Genomic DNA, 24039 nt, shown 5'->3' on the forward strand with positions numbered 1-24039 from the left:
GACTCAGGTGGAGTTTGCTTATAAGGAATACATCTCTCCATCTGAGTCTTAGAAGAACTTATCCAGGAGCGTAGCAGCCGTCATCACCCACCTTGAAGAGGATAGGGGTGTTACGGATGGTAGCCATCGGATAAAAGGACAAAGCAAACATCAAATAGACAATGATATAAGCATAGTTTTAAATAATTTTAATCATGCTACTATAAATATTTATTACATGATTCCATAGATATAAGCTAAATTTGAAAAATGTAAAGATTTAAAAAACTATCTTTATAAATTATATATTTTATGATAAAGTAAGATCATAAATTACAACCATAAACTGGTTAGAGTTATAGACTCTGTTTCGAAAAGGCCGGAACTCCAAGAAAAACTCACAGCGCCTATCGTTGATTCAATCTAATTTAACTAAGACAATACAAGGAAGGTGATTTTATGGACTTTAAGAAGCTTACATTAGAAGATAAAGAGTTGTTTGAAAAATATATATCTCCATACAAATTTTTAAGTTGCGAGTATTCATTTACTACTTTATATATATGGAGAGAAGCTTGTGATATTCAGTATGGGATTTATAAAGATGCTTTAATTATAAAGAAAAAAGACTTTAATGGAGATTATCACTTTATGCAGCCTCTAGGATATAAGGAGGAAGATTTAAAAGACATACTTAAATATTTAGCATCATGTAAAAAGGAAAATGATATAAAATATATATTCAAAGATTTAGAAGAAGATTTTGCATACAAGATAAAATGCATATGTAAAGAAAATGAAGATATTGCCATTATAGAAGATATCGATAACTTTGATTATTTATATGAATCAGAAAAGCTTATAAAGCTATCAGGAAAGAAGCTCCATGGAAAGAAAAATCATTATAATTCCTTTGTTAAAGAGTATGATTATAAGGTAAAAGATATTTCAGGAAAAGAAGTTATTGAAGGGGTAATAAAGGCTACAGAAAAATGGTATCTAGAAAATAATAATGAGGATAAGATGCTCTATTATGAAACTGAATCTATAAAAGATATTGTTAGAAATATAGAGTTTCTTAACTTAAAGGGCATGGCAGTTTATATAGATAGCGAAGTAGTAGGATTTACATTAGGAGAAAAGCTTAATGATAAATTAGCTGTTATCCATGTAGAAAAAGGTGATATAAACTACAAAGGAATTTATAGTTTTATTAATAGAACATTTATAGATAAGTATTTTAATGATGTAGAAATAATAAATAGAGAACAGGATTTAGGAATAGAAGGACTTAGAAAGGCCAAACTTTCTTATAGCCCAGTAAAGCTTGAAAAAAAGTTTATTATTAATTGCCAAAAGGGATAAAATAACCGAAGATGATAATTATAATTGTTTAAACCTTTATAGGAGAAGTTCAAAGTGAACTTCTCCTATTTGAATAATATATATAAAATGAATAATATTTATTAAAATATCATAGCACCTATAAGTCCAAATATTATAAGAGGTATATTATAATGTAGGAATGTGGGTACACAGGTATCCCAAATGTGATCATGTTGCCCATCTACATTTAATCCTGATGTTGGTCCAAGGGTACTGTCAGATGCTGGTGAACCTGCATCTCCAAGGGCTGCGGCAACACCTATTAAAACTATGGTTGCTAGTGGAGAAAAACCAAGTTCTATAGCTAGTGGACAATAGATTGCAGCTATTATAGGAATAGTACCAAATGAACTGCCTATGCCCATAGTTACTATAAGTCCTACAAGTAACATTAATCCTGCACCTATTAGTTTACTGCCATTAACCATAAGGGAAAGAGAAGAAACTAAAGATTCTACAGATCCAGTCTTTCTTAAAACATCACCATAACCTGATGCAACCAGCATAATAAATGCAATTAGACCCATTATTTTAATTCCACCATCAAGTAATTCATCAATTTCATTAAATTTAATTGCTCCTGAAACAAATATTATTATTAATGCTCCAAGTGCTCCAAGAGGAAGAGATTTTGTGATAACTTGAATTACAAATGCAGATATAGCTGCAATTAATACAAACCAATGTTTTGAGTTCATTTTAAGGTCTTCATCATCAAACTTTTCTAAAGAATTCACTTCAATATCATCATATTTTCTTGGTTTTCTATAAGTAATAAATATAGCTACAAAAAGACCAATTACCATGCCTATACCTGGAAACCATAATACTTTAGCTACATCGGATGTGGCTACTAATATACCACTTTTGTTCATTTCAGCACTTATAATACCATGAAATATAAGACCGAATCCTACTGGTAAGACTATATAAGGAGCCTTTAATCCGAAGGTAAGAGCGCAAGCTACTGCTCTTCTGTCTATTTTAAGTTTGTTCATAAGTAAGAGTAAAGGTGGTATTAATATTGGGATATATGCTATATGCACCGGAATAAGATTTTGAGAAAAACAACCTATAAAAGCTAGTAATAATAAAAACATATATTTTTTCCCACCAATAATATTTGATATCTTTTTTGCTAAAATTGAAGCAAGGCCACTTTTGTTTACTGCAACTGCTAATGCACCTAGAAGTACGTAGCTTAGGGCAGTTTCAGCATTACCACCCATTCCTCCAATTAGGGTATTCATTGTTTCCCCTAAAGACATGCCTGAAACTAAACCTGCCGTCATAGCTGCAATTAATATGGAAATTAGTACATTAAGTTTAAAAAGACATAAAACTATCATTACAATAACTGATATAACAACTGGATTGAATAATAACATATTTTTCTCCTTTCTTTTAATATTTTATTTAACATTTTACTAGAAATTATCCATTATGTCTTTCTTTTTATTATCATATGAAGGAATTTATTATTATATATCTAATATATATTATAATTCATTGTTAAAAGGAAAATCACTCAAATTAAATAAGCGTGAATAGTGTAAGTATTTAAACAGTTACCTTTATAAAGCATGAACTTTATGGTAAAGTAAGAACATAAATTACAATATTAAACTAGCTTATAAGGGGTGGGATTATGGATAATGAAAGAATAGAAAATGCTGTTAGAGAAATACTTTATGCTATAGGGGAAGATCCAGATAGAGAAGGATTATTAGACACACCAAAAAGAATGGCAAGGATGTATGAAGAGATTTTTTCGGGATTAAATGAAGAGCCTAAAAAACATTTAGAGGTATATTTTCAGGAAGAGCAATATGAAGAGTTAGTTTTAATTAAAGATATTCCATTTTATTCTGTTTGTGAACATCATTTAGTTCCCTTTTATGGAAAGGCTCATGTAGGATATTTGCCTAAGGGTGGTAGATTAACAGGTCTTAGTAAACTTGCAAGAGTTGTAGATTCTATTTCGAAAAGACCACAACTTCAAGAAAGGCTCACAGCTTCTATAGCTAATGCAATAGTTGAAAAGCTTGACCCGTATGGAGTTATTGTAGTAATAGAAGCTGAACATATGTGTATGACTATGAGAGGTGTTAAAAAACCAGGGTCCAAGACGATAACTTCTGCCGTAAGAGGAACATTTGCAACAGATCCTAAATCTAGAGCAGAAGTATTATCAATGATAAATAAATAATCATGGAGTATAGGAGGGACTATGAAAAAGATTGAAAAGGAAATAAAGGATATTAAGTTTTTAGATAAGAACATAAAACTTGGTGAAAGAACTTATATTATGGGAATTTTAAATGTTACTCCTGATTCATTTTCAGATGGTGGAGATTTTATAGACATACATAATGCTGTTAATCATGCAAAAGAGATGATTGAACTTGGTGTAGATATTATAGATGTTGGAGGGGAATCCTCTAGACCAGGTCATAAAAGCATTACAAAAGAGGAAGAACTAAAAAGGGTAATTCCAGTTATTAAAAGACTTTCGGCTGAGACGGATGCAATAATATCTTTAGATACTATAAGATCAGAAGTGGCCGAGGAAGCAATAAAAGAGGGAGCTCATATAATCAATGATATATGGGGATTGCAAAAGGATCCCAATATGGCAAAGGTAGCTGCAAAATATAAGATTCCTGTGATAATTATGCATAACCAAAATGGAACTTATTATAACAATATCATTGAGGATATTAAGGGCTTTTTTAAAAGGTCTGTAGCAATCGCCAAGGAGGCTGGAATTTCAGAGGATATGATAATATTAGATCCAGGCATTGGTTTTGGTAAGACTACTGAGCAAAATATTATGGTAATGAGCAAGTTAGATGAAATAAAGTCTCTTGGGTATCCTTTATTACTTGGAACATCAAGAAAATCCATGTTGGGTAAGATTTTAGATTTACCACCAAAGGAGAGGGTGGAAGGAACTTTAGCAACTACCATATTAGGAATAGTACAAGGTGTAGACATAGTTAGAGTTCATGACGTACAAGAAAATTTAAGAGCTGCAAAGGTGGCAGATGTAATAATTAGAGGTGAATAATATGGATGAAATTATTATGGAGAATATGGCGTTTCATGGTTACCATGGAGTATTAAAAGAAGAAAAGGTATTAGGTCAAAGGTTTTATGTGGATGCTAAGTTATATTTAGATTTAAGGAAGGCAGGTGAAAGCGATAATTTAAATAATACTGTTAGCTATGCTGAGGTATATAAAATTATAGAACACATTATGACTAAGGGAAAATTTGATTTATTAGAAGCACTAGCTCATAAGATATGTAATGAAATATTATTATCTTATAAAAATATAGAAACAGTTGTCTTAAAAATTAAAAAACCTAGTGCTCCTGTAGTAGGTAATTTTGATTATTTTGCTGTGAAAATTAAAAGGGGTAGAGAAGATTATGAATAAAATATATCTTGGACTAGGAAGTAATATTGGAGATACAAAAAAGAATATTGAGACAGCCATATCAATGTTAAGTAAAAAGGTAAATATAAAAGATAAATCTTCTTACTACGAAACAGAGCCTGTAGGTTTTAAAGACCAACCATGGTTTTTAAATATAGTTATTGAAGGTGAAACTAATTTAACAATAGAAGAGTTATTAAATTTTACTCAAAGCGTTGAAAGTGATATGAAACGGGTGAAGACATTCCTAAATGGGCCAAGAATTATAGATGTGGATATATTGTTATATAATGATGCGAACATTGTATCAGAAAGACTTAGTGTACCACATCCTCGTATGCATGAAAGAGCCTTTGTAATGGTTCCTTTATTTGAATTATCAAAAGATCTTATAATTAATGATATATCAATTGAAGATATTATTAAAAAGCTTAAGGGGAAAGAAACTATAAAGAGGGTATGATGATGGATAGAATTACTTGTATTTTAAAAGATAAAGAGTTTAATATGTATCTAAAAAACAACGAAGAATTAGAAGAGGATAGGATTTTTTGTCATCATGATATTACTCATTTTTTAGATGTTTGTAGAGTAGCTACCATAATTAATCTAGAAAGGGGTCTTAATATAGATAAGGAATTAATATACGCAACAGGTCTGCTCCATGATATTGGTAGATGGGTAGAGTATAAGATAGGGAAAGATCACGCTATAGCAAGCGCAGAGCTAGCAAGAGAAATTCTTCAAAGATGTGGATTTACTAATGTAGAAATTGAAGAAGTTGATTTAGCTATAAGGTCACATAGAAATAAAGAACATGTCACAGATTTGAGTAATATATTATACGAAGCAGATAAGATATCAAGGCCCTGTTTAAGCTGTAAGTCGAAAGATAAGTGCAAAAGGTTTTTAAATGGAGAGGTTTATAATTTTAAGTATTGATAAAAATAGGTGATTCTTAAAATATAAAAAGAAGTCAAAAGTTTAATATTACTTTTGACTTCTTGTTGAATTTAATTTTTCATATTATTCAAGAAAATATGATTTTTCAAATGCTGTGTGCATTGCTTCAGCAACTCTTCCTGGTTTTTCAGCATCTCCAAGTACTCTAACTATTGGAACAACTTTTTCTAGTCCATTTATCATGGAATTGTTTGAAATACTTCCAAGAGATAGAATTACTACATCACCATCTCTATTTGAAATTGTATTATCTTTAGTATTTTGAAGTGAAACTTCATTTTCTTTAATTTCAATAAGTTTCATTGAAGGTATCATTTCCACGTTGTGTTTTTTTAATCTTGTAGTTACATCAATAAGATTTGGAAGGTATGCGTCAGGGCCGATTTTATTTTGCATTTCAACCACTGTAACTTTATTACCTTGTACTGCAAGAAGTTCTGCAGTTTCAAGACCTGTCATACCTGATCCTACAACTATAACGTTTTTACCCTTAATATCTATTTTGCATTCTAAAACATCTATAACTGTATATACTTCAGATTTGTCTATGCCAGGAAGTCTTGGAACTATTGGAGAAGCTCCTGTTGCAACAAAAACTGCGTATGGGCTTAATGACTTTATATCTTCTAATGTAGGTTCGCTATTTAGTCTTATGTCAACTCCAAGTTGATTAATTTCATATTCAAGACTATCTAAAAACCAATTAAGCTTTTCTTTTAGTGGAGGCTTGCTTCCAAGGTATACACTTCCACCAAGGACATCTTTCTTTTCAAATAGAACAGGTTTGAAGCCTTTAAGCGCAAGGATTCTTGCAGATTCCATTCCTGCAGGACCTCCACCTATTATAGCAACAACTCTTCCTTTTCCATTTTCTTTTAATTGGCCATATTCAAGTTCTCTTCCCATTCTTGCATTTACTGCACACTTAGTTGTCTCACATTGCATAAGTTTATCTATACAGTAAAGACAGGAAATACAGGGTCTTATTTCATTTTCTCTATTTTCCATAGCCTTTTTTCCCCATTCAGGATCAGCTAAAAGTTGTCTCCCAACTGCTACAAAGTCTACATTCCCTTCTTTTATAAGACTTTCAGCAAAGTCTGGTTTTCTTATAACATCACAGGCTATTACAGGAATTTTAACAGTATCCTTTATAGCTTGTGCAAGATGCCTTTTCCAACCTTGTGGATATGAGATAGGTTCTATTATGGTATTAACAGATTCATAAGTACCAGCACTTACATTTATAGCATCAACACCTATACTCTCAAGGTACTTTGAAGCTTTTATAGCCTCATCAAGTTTGAAGCCTCCATCTACAAATTCATCACCATCGATTCTTACTGATATAGGGAAGTTTGGACCACAGACACTCTTTATGCCCATTATGATTTCAGTTAAAATCCTCATTCTGCCCATAAGGTCTCCACCATATTTATCAGTTCTTAAGTTTGTAAGAGGACTTAAAAATTGACCTAGTAAGTATCCGTGTGCTCCGTGTAATTCAACTCCGTCAATTCCACCCATTTGTGCAATCTTTGCCCCGGTTACAAATTTCTTAACCATAGTTTCAACTTCTTCAGTGGTCATCTCTCTTGGCAATTCACCTATAGCTGAAGATGTAACAGCGCTTGGAGCAACAATTTGTCTTCCGTCAATTAAATTTGAGTGACTTTGTCTACCAGGGTGATGAAGTTGAAGGAATATTTTTGAATCATATCGATGTACTGTTCTTGAAAGCTTTTCAAGTCTTGGAATTTGATTAAGGTTATTTGCACAAAGTTGATTTGGCGTTCCAACTCCAGTTTCATTATCAACACGTGTTATTTCAGTAATTATGAGGCCGGCCCCTCCCTTTGCTCTTTCTTCGTAAAACCTTATCATTTCATCTGAGGCTTCTCCAGTTGAGGTTGCTAGTGATGTTCCCATTGCAGGCATTACTATTCTATTTTTAATTTCAAGCTTACATATCTTTCCTTTTGAAAAAAGATTTTCGTAATTCATAAAATGCACCTCCATTAATTTATTAATATAAATATATCAATTAAAGCTTTTGATTACATCATACTTTACATTGAAAGTTGTTGACCTTATTGTGCATACTGCACTATAATAAGAGAGAGGTGATGTTGATGGGAGTCAACTTTAGCAAGGTGTGTAAGCACTTTTCAGCAAGGTATATAAATGTATTAAGCTGTGATAAAAATTTAACATTATTTAAAGATGTAAAGTTAATAACAAAAGATCAAAGTACTTTTTCAAAGGATATAATTTATATTGGAAACATGTCTTTTGTTGAATCTAAGATTAATGATGTTATGGGAGCAACATTTATCCTTATAAATGATTCAAAGTTTCCTTTAGAAAAGTTACCTAAAAATGATTTGAATGTAATTGAACTTAAAGATTCAGAAGATATATACGAGATATTTAACTATATAAGGGATCTTTTTCTTGAAGATATTGAAATAGTTCGTGAAATATCAACTTTATTAAATGCAGCTATTATAGATAATGGACTTGATTATATAATTAAGGTTGCATCAGAGATCCTATGTAATCCTATTATAATAGTAGATATTAATTATAAAATACTTGCAAATTCAACCTTAGATGATATTACAGATAAATATTGGAGAAAAAATATTAAAAAAGGATACTGCTCTTATGATTTTATATCGGAAATAAAAAAGATGAAGGATATGCAAATAGGTATAAAATCTAATGAACCCTTTGAAGTTGTATGCAAGGGAAGCCCCGTAATAAAGCTTGTATCTGTGATTAAAATAGGTAATACACACGTAGGAAATATTATTCTTTTATCTTGCAAAAGAAAACTTTTACCAAAGGATAATGAGCTTTTAGTACTTACAAGTAAAATTGTTGCAGGAGAAATGAAGAAGGATAGTTTTTATAAAAATACAAAAAATATAGCTTACGAGAGAATTATTTATGATATCCTTGATGGAAAACTAAGTAATAAAGAAGTATTTAATGAAAGAATAAAAAATTCAAATACAAAATTTCCAAAAAGGATATCTGTATTTGTGTTTGATATTTCTAACTATAGCTCTTATAGGAGGCAATCAAATTATCTTACAGATACTTTTAATTTATTATTTCCTTTAAAAGATTTAGTATACTATAAAGATAATATTATATTAATAAATGATAATGAAAAGGTGGATGAACCTTTACAAGAACAAGAAAAGTTAAAAGAATTTTTAACAGAAAATAAAATTTATCTTGGAATTAGCAAAGAGTTTTCTAATATGATTGAATGTCAAAAGTATTATTTTCAATCAATAAAAGCAATAAAGATAGGTAAGATAAGAAATCCTAAAGATTTCATTATTAACTACAGTGATATTCAATTTTATGATTTACTATCTCTTAAATCAGATGAATTAAATTATGAAGAATATTATCATCCTGCTTTGTTTAAATTGAAGGAATATGATAAGATTAATAAGACAGATTTTTACAACACCTTGTTTGTTTATTTAAAAAATAACCAAAGCATACAAAATACTTCAGATGAACTTCTTATCCATAGGAATACTACAAGGTATAGAATTCAAAAAATTGTTGATGTAACTCACTTAGATGTTTTAGATAATGAAGATACGTTTAACATATATGTGTCTTATAAAATTGCTGATTACCTTGAAAAGTTTAAAAGATATAGTAAAGTTTAATTAAAAAAGTATTAGATTATGTAGGATATAATACCTTAAAGGTTTTTATTTAATGTTTAAATAAAGTATAACATGTGTTATTATTATTGTTACTATTTTGCATAAGGGGCTTGATATTGTGGATAAAATTATAAACACGGATGAAATATATGAAATTTTAAAAAAGAGGATTGTTAATATAGAATATGAACCAGGGCAAGTTCTTAATGAAGAGGATATTGCAACTGAGTTTAAGGTTAGCAGAACTCCTATAAGAAAGATATTCCAACAACTAAATGCGGATAAACTAATTAATATAATTCCAAGGTTTGGGGCTCAAGTTACGCCTATAGACTTTAAATATATGAAATCTGTATTTGAAGTAACAAGGCAGATTGACCCTTTTGCAGCAAGGCTTGCAGCAAGCAGGATTTCAAAAGCTCAAATTGAAGATCTTGAAGAAATAATGGATAGGTTTCAAAATTATGATTTGGACAAAGACTACCAAAAGGCAATTAATGATGATGAGAGATTTCATGACATTATATTTTTAAGTAGTGGGAATCAGTGTCTTGCGGATTTATTAAAAGGCTTACATTTACATACTGAAAGACTTTGGCATTATTCTGAGCAGTATATTGATAGCATGGATATATTTACAGATACCTTAGGAAAGGTCTTAAAGGCTATAAAAGAGAAAAATTATGAAGATGCAGAAAAGTATGCAAGAGAGCATATAGATGCATTTGTTGAAAAGATAAAACAAGAAATGTTATAAAATATATTAGGTATAAATTCCCTTAGGTTTTTAGAAAATTAATATTAAAGTCTGAAATTAGCTTGTAATTTAAAAACAAGCTGCTTTCAGGCTTTTTTTATTTTTATTATATATAAATTTAAAAAGTTTTTTAAAATAAAAAAGGATTATTGATTTACATATAGAATATACTACTAGAGAACATATAAAATACAATGGGTATACTAAAGGTATTCAAAATGTATGTATGTTTAAAAAATAATTTATGGATGAGCTGAAATATGAAAAGGATTTTGTAAGGAGGGATTACTTGGATTATCAAATAATTACCAACAACCCAGTGGTAAAGAATGAATTTGAAAATGTATATTTTGTTGATGGTGATTTTCAAGAGGTAATGGTTAAAGTTAGAGATATGGTTCATCAGGGGTACGATCTTATTAGTCATCCACTAGGTGCAAGTATAAGAATAGCTTTTTCTCCTTTTCGTTCAATAATAATTGGACAAAGGAATAATAAAATTAATCCTATTCATGTGGGAATTATTGAAAACAGTATCATTAGTTTAAAAAATCTTACTGAAGGGAGGGTAGCGGATAGAAAAAATGATGATGATTATTCTTTAGTTGATAGAGAACTTTTAATATCAACATTAGAGTCTTTTGAAAAGGAATATGTTAGTAAATGTGTCTAATTTATTTGGAGGTGATTTTTTTGAAATTGGAACTTGGAAGAATTCATATAAAAGATATGCAGTTTGGGGAAAAAACTGCTGTAAATCATGGAGTTTTGACAGTAAACAAAGAAGAATTAATATTATGGCTTAAGGAAGACAAAAAGATCAAGGAAGTTAAGGTGGATATTGCAAGGCCTGGAGAAAAGGTAAGAATAATACCTGTAAAAGATGTTATAGAACCTAGAGTTAAAGTTGAAGGTGAAGGTAATGGATTTCCAGGAGTGTCAACAAAAATTGCACAACTTGGAGATGGAAAGGTTAATGTACTTTATGGGGCAGCTATAGTTACGGTGGGTGACATAGTAGGATTTCAAGAAGGCGTAATTGATATGTGGGGCGAGGGAGCAAAGTGGACACCATTTTCAAGTACTTATAATTTAGTTGTGGATATTTCACCTATTGAAGGACTTGATCCACACGAACATGAAGCAACTGTTAGAATGGCTGGACTTAAGGCAGCTGAATTTGTAGGAATGGCTGGAAAAGAAGCTAAAGTTGATGAGATTTTGACCTATGAAATGGGTAGTATAGATGATGAAAAAGAAAAGTATCCTAAGTTACCTAAGGTTTTATATGTAGAAATGTTAATTTCTCAAGGATTACTTCATGATGGATATATATATGGTGTAAATAGTAAGTTAATACTTCCAACCTTAATCCATCCAAATGAAGAGCTTGATGGTGCAGTAATTAGTGGTAATTGTGTTGCAGCTTGCGATAAAATCACAACTTATCAACATCAAAATAACTCAGCAATTTTGGATTTGTATTCAAAGCATGGTAAGGAAATAAACTTCCTTGGAGTAGTATTAACTCCAGAACTTACAACCCTTGAAGGAAAGTTTAGAACCTGTGATTACACTACTAAGTTATGCAAAATGCTAGGTGCAGATGGTGTAATTATATCAGAAGAAGGATATGGAAACCCTGATTCGGACCTTTTAATGATTTGTAAAAGACTAGAGGGTTTTGGAATTAAAACTGTTTTAATTACAGATGAGTGTTCTGGAAGAGATGGAATGTCACAACCTTTGGCGGATACAACACCTGAAGCTGTTGCAGTGGTATCTGCAGGAAATGTTAGCCATGTTGTAACTCTTTCACCTGCAGATAGAATAATAGGAAGCGCAAAAGCTATTGAAACCTTAGCTGGTGGATGGGACGGTTCTTTATTAGAAGATGGAACCTTAATGTGTGAATTAAATGCTGTGATAGGTGCTACGTCAGAAATAGGCTATCATAATTGCACAGTTGATTTGTATTAATTATTTTAGAAAGGGGGATTAATTATGTCAGATAAATTTAAGGTATTATATTATGTAAATCAGTTCTTCGGACAGGTAGGCGGAGAGGAAAAGGCTGGAATGAAGCCTGTATTTAATGAGAAAATCATAGGTCCAGCTCAAGGATTTAGTAAATTAATAAAGGATGAAGGAGAAATAGTTGGAACCATAATATGTGGGGATAATTATTTTAATGAAAATAAAGAGGAAGCTTTAAATTATATTCTTAATGTAGTTAAAGAAACTAAACCGGATATTGTTGTAGCGGGACCAGCATTTAATGCAGGTAGGTATGGAATGGCTTGTGGTGAAATATCTAAAGCAATTGTAGAAAAATTAAATATCCCAGCAATTACAGGAATGTATATAGAAAATCCAGGTATTGATACATGTAAAGACAAGGTTATAATTGTAAAAACCACAGACTCAGCAGGAAGTATGCGAAAAGCATTACCTGTTATGGCTGCTATAGCTAAAAAGATTGTAAAGGGAATAGAACTTGGATTACCAGAACATGAGGGATACATACCTCAAGGAAGAAGATTAACAGTGTTTTCAGAAAAAAGAGGATCACAAAGAGCAGTAGATATGCTTTTGGCTAGACTAAAGGGTGAAGAGTTTCAAACTGAACTTCCAATGCCAGTATTTGATAAGGTAACTCCAGCCCATGCAATAAAGGATTTAAGTAAGGCAACTATAGCACTTGTAACTAGTGGTGGAATAGTACCTATTGGCAATCCGGACAGAATTCAATCAGCAAGTGCACAAAAGTGGGGTAAATATGATATAAGCAATAAAAGTGAACTTGGATCAGACTACTTTACTATTCATGGTGGATATGACCCAGTTTATGCAAATGAAAAGCCAGATAGAGTAGCACCACTTGATATTATGAAACAATATGAAGGTGAAGGTTACATTGGAAAGGTATACGATTACTTCTACGCTACAACAGGAACAGGAACTTCCGTTGGAAATTCCATTAAGTTTGGTGAAGAAATAGGTGCTGAACTTAAGGCTGCAGGTGTGGATGGGGTTATATTAACTTCTACATGAGGAACTTGTACACGTTGCGGTGCAACAATGGTAAAAGAAATTGAAAGATATGGTATCCCTATAATCCATATGGCTACTATAACTACAATTTCAGAATCTGTAGGAGCAAATAGGATAGTACCTACAATTGCAATCCCATATCCAGTAGGAGACCCAAGTTTAAAACCTGAAGGCGAATTAGAGCTAAGAAGAGATATGGTTAAAAAAGCTTTAAATGCTTTGGCTACAGAAATAACTGAAATAACTCAATTTGAATAAATAGAACTAAGTTTACTTCGGAATATTTTTAAAAGTATTCCGAAGTAAATTATACATATTTATTTACTTAAATTTATTTAAATTTTGAACATTATTTTTGTATTTAAATCAAAGTGGTTGAATGAAAAACTAACTTCCGTTTTAGCATAAGCAATTGGAACTGCAAGGGTTAAGTCAGTTTTTTGAGTTAAATTTAGTAGTTAAAATACCTAAAATAGGCTATAATTTATATAAGATAATCATTTTTTAGGGGTTTTTAAGTATGCTTATTAAGCCTACGGAATTGGCTTGCAAAACTAACTTCCGTTTGCTTTATTTTTGCATGATTAAGTTCCGCTGATAATTGCCCTAAATTTTTGATATCTTATTTTTTAAAAAGTGCAGGTTTTAGATGTACTTCATCTGCTGAGATATGTTTTAATGACAGTTTCTCTAACAGTGAGTTATCTAATAACATTTGGGCCAGTTTAAATGGTGTATTCCCATTTAAACTAGCTCTTGCTGTACTATTAATATGATTTATCATTAAGGTTATATCTTCTTGAGTACGATTATTAAATGATATTCCTTTAGGTATTACATACCTTATGTATTCATGGTTTTTTTCCACATGTGGCTTCTGATAAGAAGCCATAGGATTGCAGTAGAATATCTTAGTTCTTTGATTTCCTTCAGCATCTAATTCTAAAGCTTCAGGTTTTTTAAATTCTGAGCCGTTGTCTGTTAAAATAACAGGAAAGCATTTATTAAATACTTCATGTCCTAATAACGCATATAGCTTATCTATAACTTCCTTTACATCTACCTGGCTACAGCTTTCAATAATGAAAGCTAGCATTAATGAGCAATTCCTAAAAAGAAATGTTAGAAGAACTTTACCACTTCGTGTGCCGTGGACAGTATCCATCTCTACTACAGGAATATTAGGATTATCTTCAACAAATTTAACAAAGTCATCAAATGTTCTTCCAACTCTATCTGTAGATTCTTTAGTCACAGGTTGTTTATGTTTTTTTCTAGGTTTATATTTAACTTTCCTAGGCAAATCAATGCTTCTAGCAGTAAAAGCATTTTTATCAAAATAATAATATAAAGTTCTTTCACAGCAGTTTATTTCATTCTTATGATGGGTCAAAATATGGGATAGTGATTGTCCTTTAGAAATAAGTGGTGAAATTATATCATCTATCTTTTTCAAATCCTCTGAGGTTATATTCAAACCTTCTCTAGATGATGTTAATAAATCTCTATACTTTGAATCTGCAACTTTAGCTTTATAGTAGCTTTTTTCAGCCATACACGTAGTTACTGTGCTGCAACCATTACAAACATATGGGTAACGGTTAATCTTGGTACATTTCTTAGTGGAATATTCATTGCAAGTTCGATAACAATTTATAAAGCTACACTTCTTACATTGCTTACCACACCTATTATTACACAAGTTTGTCTTAGTGCAACTTCTCCGATGTTGGCATGGTTGTACATCATTTTCTTTTCTCTTACTTACTCTAAGAAATCTATTTCTTCTAATCTCTTTGGAGATAGTAGTTGGGTCTTTCTTAACTATTTCAGCAATTTCTTTTAATGTATAATTTTGATCTAAACCATACTCAATTATAAGGCGATCTTCTATTATAAGGTGTTTTCCTTTGCATAACTCTTTATTTGACATAATTAACCCTCCTAATATGCTTAGGACAAATATCAAATTAATTATATCAAACACTTTGTAATACTAACTTCTGTTTATCAATAAAAACGGAACTTAACTTTTCAATTTACGTTTAAATCAAAGTGAAAGGGTGAAGGGTATGGAGAAAAGAGAGAATTGGGGAAGTAGATTTGGGTTTATTATGTCTGCAGCAGGCTTTTCTATAGGCCTTGGAAGTTTGTGGAGATTCCCATATTTGACAGGTAAGTACGGCGGTGGAGCTTTTGTGTTTGTATATGTAGTAATATGTATTTTAATAGGTATACCGCTTTTTACCATGGAAATGAGTTTAGGTAGAAAGACACAATTAAACGCAGTACAAGGTATGCGGTCTTTAACAAGGAAAGGTAGTCCTTGGGTATTATTTGGATGGTTTGGAGTGTTATCAGCCTTTGTAATATTATGTTATTATATACAAATAGCAGGGTGGACATTAGCTTATCTATTTAAAATGGTATCAGGGCAGCTTTCAGGGTTAACTGCTGAAGGGTATTCGAAAGTCTTTAGTGATTTTACATCTAATACTCTTAGTGTAAGTTTATTTACAATAGCTTGTATAATAATTACTGGCATTATATCATCAAGAGGTCTTGAAAAGGGCATTGAAAAGGCATGTAAAATAATGATGCCAGCTTTATTTGTTATGATGATTATTTTGGCAATAAGATCAGTGACTCTTCCTGGTGCTATGGAAGGTCTAAAATGGTACTTAAAGGTAGACTTTTCAAAAATTGATGGTAGCATACTTCTTGCAGCTCTTGGGCAATGTTTCTTTTCAGTTGGTATTGCAAGTGGTGGAGCATTTATATATGGAAGTTATCTTAAAAAAGATAGTGATATACCAACAGATGCATCAATAATAGTATCAGCAGTTACAGCTATGGGTTTATTATCTGGTATAATAATATTTCCAGCAGTATTTGCATTAGGACTAAGTACTGACGGTGGTTCTAGCACATTATTTGTAACCATGTCAAATCTATTTTCTAAAATACCCGCAGGTAACGTTTTTGGGGCCATGTTTTTCTTATTAGTGTTATTTGCAGCTATTTCTTCAGTTATTGGATATTTAGAACCAATAGTGGTTGTTGTATCTGAATTATTTAAAGTTGAAAGAAAGAAATCAGTATGGTTATGTTTAATAGCTGTATTTATAGTAGGGTTTCCAACAATATTAGCCCAGGGACCATGGTCTCATATTCAAATTGGCGGAAGAAATCTTTTTGATTTTGCTGATTATCTTTCAGGAAATATATTAATGCCTTTAGGAGCTCTAATACTATCTTTTTACACTGTATTTGTATGGAAATTCAACAAATATAGAGAAGAAACAAATGTAGGAGCTAAACAATTAATGGTGTATAAATGGTGGGGAGTGTTGGTTAAATTTATTATTCCAGTAGCATTAGTTATAATTTTTATAACAGGACTTTTTTAAAGAATAAGTCTTATAAATATTTAGCATTTAAGTATGCAAATTTATCCGATGGCTACCATCCGTAACACCCCTATCCTCTTCAAGGTGGGGGATGACGGCTGCTACACCCCTGGATAAGTTCTTCTAAGACTCAGATGGAGATGTATTCCTTATAAGCAAACTCCACCTGAGTCTAAGAAACACTTGATATTTATAAAAGTGAAATAAAACATCTGATATTTACATATATTAAATATTAGGTGTTTTATTTATGTAAATTTACAGTAAAATTACTAGTTAAATTATATAAGAGCTAAAATGGATTATTATATTAAATATTTAAATAATTGTTTTTATTATGAATGTGGTATAATTAGGATAATCATTATAAAAGTGAAATTTATTAAAGATATTCTTATATAAAAGTATAACAAAAATAGATAATTTTATAATAGAAAGGAGACGAAGAAAATTTTTTTATACATTGCTATTTTTATACTTGGTGCAATTATTGGAAGCTTTTTAAATGTATGTATATATAGGATACCACTTGGTGAATCCATATCTTATCCTCCATCTCACTGTACTAATTGCAATACAAGACTAAAATGGTATGACCTTATTCCAATATTTAGTTATTTAATACTGAGAGGTAAATGTAAGTATTGCAAAGAAAAAATATCACTTAAATACCCTAGTATAGAATTTTTAACAGCTGTGGTATTTTTACTTACCTATATTAATTATGGCTTATCCTTATATTTTATAAAATATTTAATATTAGAATGCTTTTTAATAATAATTTCCATTATTGATATAAAATTTCAAGATGTATATGCAGTAACCACAATTCCAGGTATTATTGTTGGTGTTATTATAGCCATTATTGAAAATGTGATTTATTTTACACCATTTTGGAACTATCTTTTAGGTGGAGCTGTAGCAGGAGGCGTAATTGCCTTAATAGTTTATATTACAGGAGGAATGGGAAAGGGAGATATTGAAATTGCAGCTCTTTGTGGAGTATTTGTAGGATGGAAGTATTCTATAATAATGATTTTTCTTTCATTTATTATAGGGGCAATAATTGGGGTTATATTAATTATTTTCAAAAAAAGAAGCAGGAAAGACTATATAGCCTTTGGGCCTTTTATAGCTTTAAGTACATTATTTACAGCACTTTATGGAAGAAATATTTTAAATTATTATGTTAATTTAATCAGATAAAAGATGTTAAATTTAATAGTAAATATAGGGGGATGGTTTATTGTGTATTGCCCAAAATGCGACAAAAAGATTACAAAAAAACTGACCTCTTGTCCTGATTGTGCAAGTGATTTAAATCAAGCAAATGAGCGTTCAGGAAGTTTAAGACATATCCAGGTAATGCCTACATTTAGTGAGAACTTAAGTCCATTTGACCCTGGCAGACACTTAAATGAACATGGCACAACTAAGGTTGATGGTGATTCGAATATTATAATAAAGCTAGCCAGCTTTTGGTTCCCCATAATGGGACTTATATTATATCTTTTATGGAAGGATACAAAACCTAAAAGTGCAAAGTTAGCTTATAACTCTGCATTATCAGGAATGGTGCTAATAATAATTGTTATCTATATATTCTTTTATATATCAAAAAGGTCCATTTCACAGAGTTCTATAGGAGCATTAGGTGGGGCGATTATGAGATAAATTTAGGACCATATTCATTATTTATATAGAGTCTTGAATCTATTGATAATGAATATGGTTATTTTTTTTAAGCTATTTTAAGTTAATAAGATATACTTAGTACAAAGTAATATACAAATTTTAGATAATGATAGTATAATATAGTTAAATATAAGTTAAAGGAGTGAAGCTTATGAATGCTTATTATGATGAATTTCTGCATATGCTTGATGAGGAAGACAAAGAAGGTTGTGTAAAGTTTGTATTATCAAAGTTAGAAAGTGGAAAAATTGATGTGATTAACCTATATACAAAGATTCTTGAGCCATCACTAAATAATATGACTTGTAAGTTAAATGAAAAAACCATATGTGTATGGAAGGAGCATGTTAGAACTTCAATAGTTAGAACTATATTAGAATGTTCCTATCCTTATATATTAAAGGAAATTAATAAAAATGGTATTAAACCAGATAAAGGCAGGTTAGTTGTGGTATGTCCTCCAGAGGAACACCATGAGATAGGAGCTTTAATGGCTGCAGATTTTTTCCTTATGAATGGATTTGATACAATATATGTAGGAAGCAATACACCAAAAGAAGACTTTATAGAAGCAATAGATTATATAAAGCCAAAGTATGTAGATATAAGTATTACAAATTATTACAATCTGATTGCAGCAAAAAATATAATACAAGAAATAAAGAATACTAATAAATACCAAGGTGAAATTTTAGTAGGGGGTTATGCTTTTAATTCTAATCTAGATGTATATAAACAGATAGGGGCAGATAGGCTACTACAAACTTACCAAGACATTAAAAGCTTTGGAGAGGAGAAACATTATGAAGCTAGCTTATAGATAACTGGGAAGAAAAAGTAGATAAGATTAAAGAGGTATCAGGGGTTGAAAATGTATCTGTATCCGCTGATTTTAATGCTTTTCTTAATGATGGAAGTGATGATTATGCTTTGTTAATTAGAGGATTTAACATAGAGGATTCGGATAACATATACAACATAAAAGATAGGATTTACGAAGGAACATATCCTAAAGGAGAAAATGAAATAATACTTGGAAAAGAGTTTCAAAAGGAATCAGAAGTTAAGCTGGGCGAAAATGTTTACATAGTTACAGCAAAGGGAAATAAGAGAGAAGTTAAAATAGTAGGGTTTTATGACTTTAAGGTAGCTAGTATAAATAAGAACTGGGTTATCACTACACTAAAAACATCTCAAGATTTATTTTCTTTTGGCAACAAGACTTCATTTATAGAGATGCAAGTGAAGGACCCTTTTATAGCTGATGAATTATCTGATACTATAAAATCAAGTTTAAATAGTGAAGATGTTAAAGTAGAAAACTGGAAAGAACAAAATGAGCAACTTTTAAGTGGACTTAAGGGTCAGAATATATCTAGTATAATGATTCAAGTATTTGTACTTATATCAGTATTATTAGGCATAGCTAGTATTTTAGCTATAACAGTAGTTCAAAAATCAAAGCAGATAGGTATATTAAAAGCCATGGGAATACAAGATAAAACAGCAAGTCAAATCTTTTTATTTGAAGGAATTATCCTTGGTATTTTTGGAGCTTTACTCGGTATAGCTCTAGGATTAGGTCTTTTATTTATGTTTACAAAATTTGCGGTAAATTCAGCTGGGACACCAGTAGTAGATATATATATAAACTATAAATTTATCGGATTTTCTGGAATTATAGCCATATTATCTGCCACCATAGCATCAGCCATACCTGCTATAAACTCATCTAAATTAAGTCCGATAGAGGTGATAAAAAATGCCTAAAGTTATAGAAATGAAAAACATAGATAAAACATATGGCAGTATAGTAAAAACTCAAGTGTTATTTGATTTAAGTCTTGATTTTGAGGAAGGTTCATTTAATTCTATAATAGGGCAATCCGGTAGTGGTAAAAGCACATTACTTAATATTATGGGTACTTTAGACACTCCAACTAGAGGAGAAGTTATAATAGATGGTACTAATACAAAAGGTATGAGCAAGAATCAATTATCAAAGTTAAGAAATGAGACTATAGGATTTATATTTCAATTTCATTACTTATTACCTGAATTTACAGCGCTAGAAAACGTACTTATGCCTTATAGAATAAAAAAGGTAAATCCACCTAAAGAGGTTTATGAAAGGGCTAACAAACTTTTAGACTTACTAGGACTTAATAATGTGAAAAATAATCTATCTACTATGATGTCAGGAGGACAACAACAAAGAACAGCTATAGCCAGGGCTCTAATTAACAATCCTAAAATAATATTGGCAGATGAACCTACAGGAAATTTAGATTCAGAGTCCACAGAAAATATTTATAACATTTTAAGGGAGATAAATGAAAGGTATAAAACTACTTTTATTATAATAACTCACGATAAAAAAATAGCGGAAAAGGCTGATAGAATAGTAGAAATAAAGGATGGAATAATAAATATGGATATTCGCAAATAATTATAAAAAGTTCGATTATTTGTAATGGTATAAATAGGAGGAATATACATGGATGAAATTAACAAGCCAAAGGTAGTAGTAAGTAGATGCTTAGGTTTTAGTGCTTGTAGATATAATGGTGACACTGTATCAAATAAATTTGTAAGTAATTTAAAAGATTATGTGGAATATAATACTGTTTGTCCGGAAGTTGGAATTGGTCTTGGAGTACCAAGGGATTCTGTTAGGTTAGTTTCTAAAGAGTATAAAATAACTTTATACCAACCTAAGACAGGTAACACCTACACAAAGGAGATGGAAGATTACTCATTAGAATTTTTAGATTCTCTTAAAGATGTTGATGGATTTATTCTTAAAGGTAGATCCCCAACCTGTGGCATTAAAGATGTAAAGATATATTTAGGAAAGGAAAAGTCTTCAGGTTCTACTAAAGGTGCTGGAATTTTTGCAAGAGAGGTTATAAAAAGATATCCTTACCTAGCTATTGAAGAAGAGGGCAGGCTCACTAATTTTAGGATAAGAGAACACTTTCTTACAAAGCTATATATAATGTTTAAATTTCGTCAGGTTAAAGAAATAAAGTCTATGGCAAACCTAGTTAAATTTCAATCGGATAATAAATACCTTCTTATGGCTTACAATCAAAAAGAGCAAAAGGTGCTAGGGAGAATAGTTGCAAATCATGATAAAAAGTCTTTTGATGAAATAATAGAGGAATATAGGGAGCATCTAGGATATTCATTTAGAACACTTCCTAGATACACTAATTATATAAATACTCTAATGCATATATTTGGTTACTTTTCAGATAATCTTTCATCAAATGAAAAGGTATTTATACTAGGTACCTTTGATAAATACAAGGATTCAAAGGTGCCTTTAAGTGTACCTATGAACCTTTTAAGATCATATGTAATTAAGTATGAGCAATCCTACTTACTAGATCAAACCATCTGGCAACCTTATCCTGAGGAATTAGTTGATATAAGTGATACAGGGAAGATAGATAATTTATAGAGATGGGGATGTAGACAGTGATTTTAGATGAAAGAATTAAAAGGCTAAACAATAAAGTTATAACTGATAACCCATACGTTGTTTATTGGATGCAAAGTTCACAAAGAACTGAATATAACCATGCACTAGAGTATTCCATAATTCAGGCTAATAGTTTAAAAAAGCCCTTAATCGTATATTTTGGATTAACGGATGGATTTCCAGAGGATAATGAAAGACATTATTATTTTATGCTAGAAGGATTAAAGGAAGTAAAAGAAAAACTAGCAAAAAGAAATATTAAAATGATCATTAGAAGGTTATCTCCTGAAATTGGAGCTTTAGAAATTTCATCTTTGGCTGCTTTAATGGTGGTGGATAGAGGTTATTTAAGAGTTGAGAGGTCATGGCGGAATTTTTTAGCTGAAAATGCTAAATGCACCTTAATTGAGGTAGAGACAAATGTCATAGTGCCTATAGAAGAAGTTTCTCCAAAGGAAGAGTATTCAGTGGCTACCCTTAGAAGTAAGATAAGCAAAAAGTTAGAAACCTATATATTGCCACTTAGTGAAAGAAAATGTGATGTTATGTCTATTAATATGGACCTTCCCTTTGAAAATTATGATATAGAAGATATTGATAAGGTTATTTCTAGTTTAGATATTGATAAAAATGTGAAGAGGGTATCTTATTATAAAGGTGGTACTAAGAATGCTAGATTGTTATTAGAAGATTTTATTTCAAATAAGTTACCTAATTATACGCAACTTAAAAATCATCCAGGGGAAGAGTATACCTCTGATTTAAGTCCATACCTTCACTTTGGGCAAATTTCACCACTATATATATATAATAAGTTAATATATGTAAATATAGAAGGAAAAAAGGACTTCTTAGAAGAATTAATAGTTAGAAGAGAGCTTAGTATGAACTTTGTTTTTTATAATAATAAATATGATTCTTATGACTGTCTTCCGAATTGGTCAAAGGCTACCCTTGAAAAGCATTTATTAGATCAAAGAGAGTTTATTTATTCTATAGAGGAATTAGAGAGTGCTAAAACTCATGATGAATATTGGAATACTGCACAAAAGGAAATGGTTGTTACAGGAAAGATGCATGGCTATATGAGGATGTATTGGGGTAAGAAGATACTAGAGTGGGGTAAGACACCAAAGGAAGCCTTTGATTCGGCTATATATTTAAATAATAAATATCTTTTAGATGGAAGGGATCCAAATTCATTTACTGGTGTTGCTTGGTGCTTTGGAAAGCATGATAGGCCTTGGCGTGAAAGAGATGTATTTGGTACAGTTAGATATATGAATGATAAAGGATTAAAAAGAAAGTTTAACATGGAAAAGTATACTGAAAAAACTTATTAATATTGTCATAAGAATAAAGAATAATATTGTAAGGGGGTTAAGTGTATGGAGTATAAAGTAAAAGAGTTAGGGGATATAGCAGGCGTAACAGCTAAAACTATAAGGTATTATGATAAAATAGGGATTCTTAAACCTTCAAAAACTAATTCTTTAGGCCATCGTATCTACTGTGAAGAGGAAGTCGATAGGTTGCAACAAATATTATTATATAGAGAATTAGATGTATGTATAGATGTTATAAAGGAAATTATAACATCGTCTACATTTGATAGTATGACTGCACTTAAAGAACATAAGGAAAACTTGATTGAAAAAAAAGAACAATTAGACTTACTAATATCTAATGTAGAGAATACTATTGCTTTAAAAGAGGGCGCAATAATTGTAAGTGATGAAGAAAGATTTAAAGGATTTAAGAAAAACATGATTGAAGATGAAAAGAATATGTACGGGGAAGAAGCCAGAGAAAGATATGGTAAAAGATCAGTTAGCAAAGCGAAGGAAAAGGTAATTAGTATAACAGCTGCTAAATATGATAAACCCATAAGGCTTGAGACGGAAATAAAAACAACCTTAGCTGAAGCTTTTAAAAGTGCTGACCCATCCTCAGAATTAGCTCAAAAAGCAGCAGACTTGCATAGACAGTGGATAGCAAATTATTGGGGGAGATACACTAAAAAGGCACATGCAGATCTTGCTAGAATGTATCCAAAGGATGAAAGATTTAAAGCTTATTACGATAATAAGCAAGTTGGCACAGCTGCTTTTTTAAGAGATGCAATTTTAATTTATACAGGATTTGATGAATAAAACATTAGAAGTTA

General features: G+C 30.9%; 23 protein-coding genes. 20 read left to right on the forward strand and 3 right to left on the reverse strand.

Features of this window, described 5'->3' with window-relative positions:
• Positions 1-438: 438 nt before the first annotated feature.
• Positions 439-1344, forward strand: a complete 906-nt coding sequence (locus BV55_RS0108060; RefSeq protein WP_029452321.1) for a DUF2156 domain-containing protein — start codon at positions 439-441, stop codon at positions 1342-1344.
• A 101-nt stretch (positions 1345-1445) separates the two neighbouring features.
• Here the strand turns inward: BV55_RS0108060 and BV55_RS0108065 are convergent, their stop codons facing one another.
• On the reverse strand, positions 1446-2753 hold the full coding sequence (locus tag BV55_RS0108065; RefSeq protein WP_029452322.1) for a Na+/H+ antiporter family protein: 1308 nt from the start codon (positions 2751-2753) through the stop codon (positions 1446-1448).
• Between the two features lie 260 nt (positions 2754-3013).
• Here BV55_RS0108065 and folE point away from each other — a divergent pair, with 260 nt between their 5' ends.
• From folE to BV55_RS0108090, 5 genes are read left to right on the forward strand one after another with little or no spacing between them, the layout of a single operon-like run.
• Positions 3014-3574, forward strand: a complete 561-nt coding sequence (gene folE, locus BV55_RS0108070) for a GTP cyclohydrolase I FolE (RefSeq protein WP_029452323.1) — start codon at positions 3014-3016, stop codon at positions 3572-3574.
• Between the two features lie 21 nt (positions 3575-3595).
• Positions 3596-4435 carry a dihydropteroate synthase gene (gene folP / locus BV55_RS0108075; protein WP_035794318.1) on the forward strand — a complete coding sequence of 280 codons (840 nt, stop codon included), beginning with the start codon at positions 3596-3598 and terminating at the stop codon, positions 4433-4435.
• A gap of 1 nt (position 4436) precedes the next feature.
• The gene (folB, locus tag BV55_RS0108080) at positions 4437-4808 is read left to right on the forward strand and encodes a dihydroneopterin aldolase (RefSeq protein WP_029452325.1); all 372 of its coding nucleotides are present in this window, start codon (positions 4437-4439) and stop codon (positions 4806-4808) included.
• Complete coding sequence (folK, locus tag BV55_RS0108085) at positions 4801-5271, forward strand: 2-amino-4-hydroxy-6-hydroxymethyldihydropteridine diphosphokinase (RefSeq protein WP_029452326.1); 471 nt, start codon at positions 4801-4803, stop codon at positions 5269-5271. Before folB ends, folK begins: the two co-directional genes overlap by 8 nt.
• Positions 5272-5273: 2 nt before the next feature.
• Positions 5274-5750, forward strand: a complete 477-nt coding sequence (locus BV55_RS0108090) for an HD domain-containing protein (RefSeq protein WP_035794320.1) — start codon at positions 5274-5276, stop codon at positions 5748-5750.
• 84 nt (positions 5751-5834) lie between these two features.
• Here the strand turns inward: BV55_RS0108090 and BV55_RS0108095 are convergent, their stop codons facing one another.
• Positions 5835-7775, reverse strand: a complete 1941-nt coding sequence (locus BV55_RS0108095; RefSeq protein WP_029452328.1) for an oxidoreductase — start codon at positions 7773-7775, stop codon at positions 5835-5837.
• 128 nt (positions 7776-7903) lie between these two features.
• On the opposite strand from BV55_RS0108095, the gene BV55_RS0108100 reads away from it, so the two are divergent.
• The 5 genes from BV55_RS0108100 to grdB all read left to right on the forward strand — a co-directional run bounded on the left by BV55_RS0108100 (position 7904) and on the right by grdB (position 13538).
• The gene (locus BV55_RS0108100; RefSeq protein WP_029452329.1) at positions 7904-9469 is read left to right on the forward strand and encodes a PucR family transcriptional regulator; all 1566 of its coding nucleotides are present in this window, start codon (positions 7904-7906) and stop codon (positions 9467-9469) included.
• Between the two features lie 118 nt (positions 9470-9587).
• Positions 9588-10226, forward strand: a complete 639-nt coding sequence (locus tag BV55_RS0108105) for a GntR family transcriptional regulator (protein ID WP_029452330.1) — start codon at positions 9588-9590, stop codon at positions 10224-10226.
• 289 nt (positions 10227-10515) lie between these two features.
• The gene (locus BV55_RS0108110; RefSeq protein WP_029452331.1) at positions 10516-10899 is read left to right on the forward strand and encodes a GrdX family protein; all 384 of its coding nucleotides are present in this window, start codon (positions 10516-10518) and stop codon (positions 10897-10899) included.
• A gap of 20 nt (positions 10900-10919) precedes the next feature.
• Positions 10920-12206 carry a glycine/sarcosine/betaine reductase component B subunit gene (locus tag BV55_RS0108115; RefSeq protein WP_029452332.1) on the forward strand — a complete coding sequence of 429 codons (1287 nt, stop codon included), beginning with the start codon at positions 10920-10922 and terminating at the stop codon, positions 12204-12206.
• A 24-nt stretch (positions 12207-12230) separates the two neighbouring features.
• Complete coding sequence (grdB, locus tag BV55_RS0108120; RefSeq protein WP_084170518.1) at positions 12231-13538, forward strand: glycine reductase complex selenoprotein B; 1308 nt, start codon at positions 12231-12233, stop codon at positions 13536-13538.
• Between the two features lie 364 nt (positions 13539-13902).
• On the opposite strand, the gene BV55_RS0108130 is transcribed toward grdB, so the two are convergent.
• Entirely contained in the window at positions 13903-15213 is a 1311-nt protein-coding gene (locus tag BV55_RS0108130; protein WP_029451831.1) for an IS30 family transposase, read from the reverse strand.
• Positions 15214-15352: 139 nt separating this feature from the next.
• On the opposite strand from BV55_RS0108130, the gene BV55_RS0108135 reads away from it, so the two are divergent.
• The 9 genes from BV55_RS0108135 to BV55_RS0108180 all read left to right on the forward strand — a co-directional run bounded on the left by BV55_RS0108135 (position 15353) and on the right by BV55_RS0108180 (position 24025).
• Complete coding sequence (locus BV55_RS0108135) at positions 15353-16690, forward strand: sodium-dependent transporter (RefSeq protein ID WP_029452335.1); 1338 nt, start codon at positions 15353-15355, stop codon at positions 16688-16690.
• A gap of 486 nt (positions 16691-17176) precedes the next feature.
• Positions 17177-17896, forward strand: a complete 720-nt coding sequence (locus tag BV55_RS0108145; protein WP_341349711.1) for a prepilin peptidase — start codon at positions 17177-17179, stop codon at positions 17894-17896.
• A 42-nt stretch (positions 17897-17938) separates the two neighbouring features.
• On the forward strand, positions 17939-18364 hold the full coding sequence (locus tag BV55_RS15125) for a hypothetical protein (RefSeq protein ID WP_051652456.1): 426 nt from the start codon (positions 17939-17941) through the stop codon (positions 18362-18364).
• Between the two features lie 172 nt (positions 18365-18536).
• Positions 18537-19205 (forward strand): cobalamin B12-binding domain-containing protein, encoded by a 669-nt coding sequence (locus BV55_RS0108155; RefSeq protein ID WP_029452338.1) that lies wholly within the window; start codon positions 18537-18539, stop codon positions 19203-19205.
• A gap of 110 nt (positions 19206-19315) precedes the next feature.
• Positions 19316-20155 (forward strand): ABC transporter permease, encoded by an 840-nt coding sequence (locus BV55_RS0108160; protein WP_051652457.1) that lies wholly within the window; start codon positions 19316-19318, stop codon positions 20153-20155.
• Positions 20148-20834 carry an ABC transporter ATP-binding protein gene (locus BV55_RS0108165; RefSeq protein ID WP_029452340.1) on the forward strand — a complete coding sequence of 229 codons (687 nt, stop codon included), beginning with the start codon at positions 20148-20150 and terminating at the stop codon, positions 20832-20834. The genes BV55_RS0108160 and BV55_RS0108165 overlap by 8 nt, the downstream gene beginning before the upstream one ends.
• Positions 20835-20882: 48 nt before the next feature.
• On the forward strand, positions 20883-21851 hold the full coding sequence (locus tag BV55_RS0108170; protein WP_029452341.1) for a YbgA family protein: 969 nt from the start codon (positions 20883-20885) through the stop codon (positions 21849-21851).
• A gap of 17 nt (positions 21852-21868) precedes the next feature.
• Positions 21869-23215: a deoxyribodipyrimidine photo-lyase gene (locus BV55_RS0108175; protein ID WP_029452342.1), complete on the forward strand. Its 1347-nt coding sequence runs from the start codon at positions 21869-21871 to the stop codon at positions 23213-23215.
• 45 nt (positions 23216-23260) lie between these two features.
• Entirely contained in the window at positions 23261-24025 is a 765-nt protein-coding gene (locus tag BV55_RS0108180; protein ID WP_029452343.1) for a MerR family transcriptional regulator, read from the forward strand.
• The last annotated feature ends 14 nt before the right edge of the window (positions 24026-24039 follow it).

Origin of the sequence: Clostridium algidicarnis, assembly GCF_000703125.1 — a bacterium.
Taxonomy (GTDB): Bacteria; Bacillota; Clostridia; order Clostridiales; family Clostridiaceae; genus Clostridium_L; species Clostridium_L algidicarnis.

Coding starts and splice junctions, on each gene's coding strand:
- BV55_RS0108060 (WP_029452321.1), top strand. CDS start 439: ATGGACTTTAAGAAGCTTACATTAGAAGATAAAGAGTTGTTTGAAAAA.
- BV55_RS0108065 (WP_029452322.1), bottom strand. CDS start 2,753: ATGTTATTATTCAATCCAGTTGTTATATCAGTTATTGTAATGATAGTT.
- folE (WP_029452323.1), top strand. CDS start 3,014: ATGGATAATGAAAGAATAGAAAATGCTGTTAGAGAAATACTTTATGCT.
- folP (WP_035794318.1), top strand. CDS start 3,596: ATGAAAAAGATTGAAAAGGAAATAAAGGATATTAAGTTTTTAGATAAG.
- folB (WP_029452325.1), top strand. CDS start 4,437: ATGGATGAAATTATTATGGAGAATATGGCGTTTCATGGTTACCATGGA.
- folK (WP_029452326.1), top strand. CDS start 4,801: ATGAATAAAATATATCTTGGACTAGGAAGTAATATTGGAGATACAAAA.
- BV55_RS0108090 (WP_035794320.1), top strand. CDS start 5,274: ATGGATAGAATTACTTGTATTTTAAAAGATAAAGAGTTTAATATGTAT.
- BV55_RS0108095 (WP_029452328.1), bottom strand. CDS start 7,775: ATGAATTACGAAAATCTTTTTTCAAAAGGAAAGATATGTAAGCTTGAA.
- BV55_RS0108100 (WP_029452329.1), top strand. CDS start 7,904: ATGGGAGTCAACTTTAGCAAGGTGTGTAAGCACTTTTCAGCAAGGTAT.
- BV55_RS0108130 (WP_029451831.1), bottom strand. CDS start 15,213: ATGTCAAATAAAGAGTTATGCAAAGGAAAACACCTTATAATAGAAGAT.
- BV55_RS0108135 (WP_029452335.1), top strand. CDS start 15,353: ATGGAGAAAAGAGAGAATTGGGGAAGTAGATTTGGGTTTATTATGTCT.
- BV55_RS0108155 (WP_029452338.1), top strand. CDS start 18,537: ATGAATGCTTATTATGATGAATTTCTGCATATGCTTGATGAGGAAGAC.
- BV55_RS0108165 (WP_029452340.1), top strand. CDS start 20,148: ATGCCTAAAGTTATAGAAATGAAAAACATAGATAAAACATATGGCAGT.
- BV55_RS0108170 (WP_029452341.1), top strand. CDS start 20,883: ATGGATGAAATTAACAAGCCAAAGGTAGTAGTAAGTAGATGCTTAGGT.
- BV55_RS0108180 (WP_029452343.1), top strand. CDS start 23,261: ATGGAGTATAAAGTAAAAGAGTTAGGGGATATAGCAGGCGTAACAGCT.